Annotated in this window: 3 protein-coding genes and 1 pseudogene; all 4 read left to right on the forward strand. The window is 54.6% G+C overall.

What is annotated here, in order from left to right; all coding sequences use genetic code 11:
* A pseudogene (locus tag H6F43_RS10615) lies at positions 1-420 on the forward strand (polysaccharide export protein); the annotation flags it as partial.
* Positions 413-1831 (forward strand): hypothetical protein, encoded by a 1419-nt coding sequence (locus tag H6F43_RS10620; RefSeq protein ID WP_190342741.1) that lies wholly within the window; start codon positions 413-415, stop codon positions 1829-1831. The pseudogene H6F43_RS10615 and the gene H6F43_RS10620, both read left to right, overlap by 8 nt.
* Before the next feature lie 106 nt (positions 1832-1937).
* Positions 1938-3521, forward strand: coding sequence for a glycosyltransferase family 39 protein (locus tag H6F43_RS10625; RefSeq protein WP_190342742.1), 1584 nt, complete (start codon positions 1938-1940; stop codon positions 3519-3521).
* A 27-nt stretch (positions 3522-3548) separates the two neighbouring features.
* Positions 3549-4480 (forward strand): hypothetical protein (locus tag H6F43_RS10630; RefSeq protein WP_190342743.1); only part of this gene is annotated, 932 nt, incomplete at its 3' end.

Here is a 4480-nt window from a genome sequence, read left to right on the forward strand (position 1 = left end):
ACTCAGAGCGACCTGGTTCGCCCCTCGCAGCTGACGCCGCAGCGAGTCTCAATTCTGTACTCGAATCTGACGGAGCCGAGCAGCCAGGGTGGGGATACGATGGAAATGGAGTACGGTGCTCGGTTTGCCCAGGCAGCGGTTGCCGCTGGGTGTGCTGGGGGTTCCCGAAGTACTAATGCAAAACGGCGAGTTTTGCTGGTGCAGACAAATCGATTGACTGGTGAATCGAAGACGATCGATCGCCCCGTTGAAGCGCTCCTCAAAAATCCGACTGATAACGGAGAGAATCCGTTTCTAATGCCCCAGGACAGCCTGGTTTGCTACGATTCAACTGTCACGAATGTGAGCGGTGTGCTTCGGATTATCAGTAATGTCTTCAGCCCCTTCTTCTTAATTCGGGATCTATTTAGCAATGACTGAGCTTTCAAACGTTTCTCCCTCTCCCTCGGCAGCCTCTGATGCAGCCCGTGGACTCCGGTATCTAGCGCTTGCGGTTCTTGCCAATGCCGCCCTCTGGAGCGTTGCCTTTCTGCTAATGAAGGATGCTCCCAAAGTTTTCTCCAGCCAGTGGTCCGTGATTTTCTTGGGTAGAGGTACCCAGGCAAGCGTTAGTTTGCCAAACATTGGTTCTGCCTCGGCGCAGGCGGAGTCGCCATTCAACCGCGACAACGACGTGAAGGCGAGCTACAAAGAAATCATGTCCACGGATGTGGTGCGTAAATCGGCTGCGGACAAGCTAGGTTTGTCGCCGAGCCAGTTCGGCAAACCTCGAATCGAAGTCGTCGAAGGCACCGCGCTGATGAACTTTGATATCGCTGGCGCAACGCCTGAACAGGCGCAAAAAAAAGCCTACGCAGTTCACGAAGCGTTCCAGGAGCGCTTGAACCAACTGCGCGTGCAGCAGGCAGCGGAACAGGAAGCCGGGTTTGAAAATTCGCTCAGCGTCGCCCGTAAGAAGCTAGAGACGGCACAGCTACGGCTTTCGGACTACAAAGTCCGCTCTGGTCTAGCCTCTAATGATCAGGTGAATCAGTTAGCGTCCAACATTGAGGGTCTGCGGAGACAGCGGGCAGAAGTTGCCGCTCTACAGCAAGAATCGGTAACGCAAGCGCAGCAGTACTCAAGAAATCTGAATGTGAGCTCGCGGCTGGCGGGAGATGCCTTTGCGCTCCGGGCAGATCCGCTGTTCCAGCAGTACGTGCAGGACTACAGTGAGGCAACGGCGCGGCTGACCGACATCAGTTCTAAATTTGGTCCTAACCATCCGGCGGTTGTCAAAGAAGTAGAACGACGGACGGCAACCCAAGCGGCGTTGCAAAGCCGTGCCCAGTCGCTGCTGGGGCGTCCAGCGGATACCACATCGCTTGCTCGGATTAATGTTGGTGGTGGCAGTGCTCAAGGAACGGCGCGAGAGGACCTGTTTAAGAGCGTGGTGACCAGCGACGTAGAGCAGCGCGGCTTAGCGGCTCGCGCCCAGGAACTCGATCGCCAGATGGCAGGACTGGAGCAGCGACTTGGGGTTTTAGCTCAGCGAAGCTCAACCTTGGAGGCGCTGAATCGAGACATGCAGATTGCTGAGGCGGTCTTCTCCTCGACGCTGGCAGGTCTCGATGCCAGCAAGGCGGATGTGTTTGGTGCATATCCACCAATTCAGTTAGTTTCGGAACCTAGCTTGCCTGGAGATCCGCTGATTCCCCAACGTGAATCGATGCTGCTGGGAACGGCACTCGGCTCTGTGCTAATTACAACTGGGCTGTTTAGCATGTGGCTGCGCAAGACGGGCTTTGCCAGAAATCTGCTGCGGCGACGCAATGCTCCCAGCACGGTGTAGCGCGTTCTGCCATTAACTCCTTGACGCTCTTTTAAGGTGCGACTGCGACACGATCGACTGGTTGCGGTTCGCGATCGCTCACGTCTACTGCTCACACCGTTCCGCTATGAAGTCGTCCTGGAAGCCGCCCACCCCAATTTTGTTTTTGGTTCTTGTCGTAGTTGCGATCGGAGTTGTTTTCCGCTTTGCCTATTTGGATCGAAAGCTAGTCTGGATCGATGAGACGCATACGGGTCTGTGGATCTCTGGACATAGCTGGATCGATCTAATTCAGGAAATGTTTACTGGTCAGGTGGTTAGCGCTGCTGATCTACAACGCTACCAGCAGCCAAATTCAGATCGTGGCGTTTGGGCAACGGTTCGAGCACTAGCACAGGACTTTCCAGAGCATCCGCCCCTGTATTACGCAGGACTGCGCGTGTGGCTTGAAGCGTTTGGAGGATCGATCGCTGCCGTGCGCAGCTTTTCAGCGGTCATTAGTCTGTTGACGTTTCCAGCAATCTACTGGTTTTGCATTGAGCTTTTCGGTTCGGCATTAGTGGCATGGGTCGCGGTTGCGCTGGTCGCCGTCTCCCCAATTCATGTTCTGTATGCCCAAGAGGCGAGGCAGTACTGTCTGTGGATCGTAATGACGCTGGTATCCAGTGCCGCACTGCTGCGAGCTACCCGCCTGCCTACCAAACTGAATTGGGGAGTGTATGCAGTCACGGTTGCCCTGTCGCTGTACACCTACCTGTTCTCGGCGCTAGTTCTACTGGGGCATGGCATTTATCTGGTGGTGACGCAGAAGTACCGCCTCAGCAAACCTGTGATTGCCTACGTTGCAGCTTCTGCGGTAGGCACTGCGGCATTTGCGCCCTGGTTGTGGGTAATTCTACAGCGCACGGCAGGCAGCTACGAAACGATGCAAAGCTGGATGGGAAGGGTGTCTTGGGTCGATTGGGCAAAGCGATGGGCTGGCTTCCTCAGCCGCTTGTTTTTTGATGTAGGTCTTGATTCTGCCGATGCTTTAAGCGGTAATCGGTTGGCGCTACTGCCCGTTCCGTTCCTGTTGGTTTTGATTGGCTACGCCGTGTATCGTCTGTGTCGGCGTACGCCTCGCACAGTGTGGCTGCTAGTCGTGCTATTGATTGGTCTGATTCCGCTGGTGCTGGGGATACACGATGCTCGATCGGGTGGCGTTCTTTCTAGCACTGCCCGCTACTTGTTTCCCTGCTTTTTGGGCGTGCAGCTAGCCGTAGCGTATTGGCTGGCGACTCAGCTTGTGTCTGCTGGTTGGCGGCAAAAACTGGGGCAAGTTGTGCTGGTTGCTCTGCTGTCGGCTGGGGTTTTTTCGTGCAGTCTCAGTTCGCAGGCGACTTTGTGGTGGAGCAAAGGCTCATCCACAATGCGGGAATTTCCGGTGATTGCTAGCATCGTCAACTCATCTAGTCGCCCGCTGGTGATTGCAAACGAGGATACACAGCCGCAACTGCTGGTTCTGAGCTATTTGATGCAGCCAAATGTCCGCTTTCAACTGACGCACTCTCCGCAAATTCCTGTGGTTCCTGACGGCTACAGCGCTGTGTTTGCTTATCAAATGCCAGACGCCGCGATGGACCAGTTCAAACGGGTGCAGGGCTACACGCTGGAAGCTGTTCCTGATGTGGATGAGTTTTGGCGGCTAACTAAGAACCCATTGACCCCTTAATTCTCAGCGTCTCGCTGCTTAATTCCTATGTCTACTGCTCCTACATCGATTGCTCCTGTCTCTGCTGGCAGTGCCATCAAACCGCAAACGCTCGAAGAGAAAGTTGTCTGGTACTACATTCTGGGCATGTACCCGCTGTATTTTTTAGGACTGCTTCCCTTTGCAGCCACGATCGTGGGATTGCTTGCCCCCGCGTATGTATTTTTCAACTGGCTCCGACAACCCGACGATGCGCCAAAGCAAGACAGAGTCCGAATTCCAGTCGGTGTTTGGGTTTGGATTGCGTTTATGGTCGTCATTCAGGTCACGCTGATCGCGGCGCACGTCGATTTTGGAATGAGCGATCGCGTCTGGCGAACCTCGGCGCGAATGGCGACGAAAGGCTTCTATGTGCTGACGTTCTTCATCATCGCAGGCGGCTGTCTCAATATTCGTCCGCAGATTCTTTATCGCGCCACGTCTATCTTCTGCGTTCAGAATCTGGTTGCCTCGGCAATTGTGTATGTTTGGAGTCGAACGGGCGCTGAGAGCATCACGTATATGCCTCCCTTAGCTGGAAAAACGGGCGGATATCCAATTCTGCTGTACTTGGTTGAAGGAGGCGAAAATCGTCAGTGGCTGTTTGCGCCGTGGGCACCTGCGCTTGGGTTTGCCGCAGCAATTTATCTATGTCTGGTGTATCGCGATCCCAATAAGTGGCTGCGGCTGCTGGCAATTTTAGGCGTCATCGCGATGGTTCTTGGGTCTGGCTCGCGCACAGGTCGAGTTTGTTTAATCGCCGTACCCATATTTACCTGGGTGCTCAGCAATTTTCTGCTTCGACCGGGGGTCCAAATGCTGACAGGAGTGGGGGGATTTGTCGCTGGCGTAATTGGTCCTCAAATTTTTCAGTTTTTGAAAGACTATCGAGCGTCGCTGGATGCGGAGCGAGCGGGGTCTACAGAGGTGCGTGAAGCCAT

This window comes from Leptolyngbya sp. FACHB-36 (assembly GCF_014695955.1).
GTDB lineage: Bacteria > Cyanobacteriota > Cyanobacteriia > Leptolyngbyales > Leptolyngbyaceae > FACHB-36.